This is a genomic window from Endoryza foliicola (assembly GCF_050589245.1).
GTDB lineage: Bacteria > Bacteroidota > Bacteroidia > Chitinophagales > Chitinophagaceae > Endoryza > Endoryza foliicola.
On the sequence record NZ_JBOBEW010000033.1, the window covers coordinates 1 to 874 of the forward strand.

The following is an 874-nucleotide window of genomic DNA, read 5'->3' on the forward strand; positions in this document are numbered from 1 at the left end:
CCCCCCAAAAAAAAGCTAGCGGCGTAGTTTTATTAGATGCTTTTATCATTTATATATTTTTCTAATTCAAAAATTAAATTGTATGTGGTTGTGCTATCACAACTTTTAGTTAATTCATCAACTATTTTTCTTTCAAAAGATTTTGCTGCTATACCACTTCTAATCAAATAAATATCTTGCATGAGGTTACTTAGCAAGAACCATTCATCATCAGAAATTAGCTTTTCTTTTCCTTTACTCTGAATGTGGTAGCCATCATAGTTGCCTTTGTATCTTCTAAATATTTCTACTTTTTCCGATGTTAACATAAGTTCTGTATTTTAATAGTGAAAAATTATATCTGTAACATTCGGATTTTTTAATAACGCTGGGTATTCGTATAATCTCCATATGCTTTCCATTCCGACGCCATGCTCTGCATTTTGAAAAACGTGTACAGTCCCTTTTGCACCTTGGGCATATTTTTTTGAAAGTCTTGCCCACATATAGTAAGCCTGCGAACCCGGATAATAAGGCATATCCGCAGTTAGCCTTGCTAAATTTTTTCCTGCTCTTGTTTGCCCTAAAGTTTGGAAACCTTGTGCTAAAGCTTTCGCTTCTGAGCCTGCACCACTCCAAAATGCTCTTCCTCCACCCTTAGCAGCATTTCGTCCAAAATATGACAAGCCGCGTCCCAAAGCAGATAACCCACGCCCTGCTAATCTAAACTCACCAGCACCGATGAGGAATTCCACAGGCCCTAAGCCATTACTCTCAATTGCTTCTGGATACCAGCCACACCAAACATTGTTAGTTGTTCTCTTAAAACTAAAATCCAATCCTGTATATCCGGTTACATCCCTTGCCACAAAAGTACCTTTATCAGAAATATTGC

The 874-nt window shown here is 37.5% G+C and carries 2 protein-coding genes; both read right to left on the minus strand.

Features of this window, described 5'->3' with window-relative positions; translation table 11 throughout:
* Positions 1-32 precede the first annotated feature (32 nt).
* Positions 33-308 carry a hypothetical protein gene (locus tag ACQ2HE_RS19885; RefSeq protein WP_430901951.1) on the minus strand — a complete coding sequence of 92 codons (276 nt, stop codon included), beginning with the start codon at positions 306-308 and terminating at the stop codon, positions 33-35.
* Positions 309-320: 12 nt separating this feature from the next.
* The coding region (locus ACQ2HE_RS19890; protein WP_430902514.1) for a hypothetical protein at positions 321-874 on the minus strand (554 nt) is incomplete at its 5' end.

Excerpts from the sequence above, each read along its gene's own strand:
- ACQ2HE_RS19885 (WP_430901951.1), bottom strand. The coding sequence starts at position 308 with ATGTTAACATCGGAAAAAGTAGAAATATTTAGAAGATACAAAGGCAAC.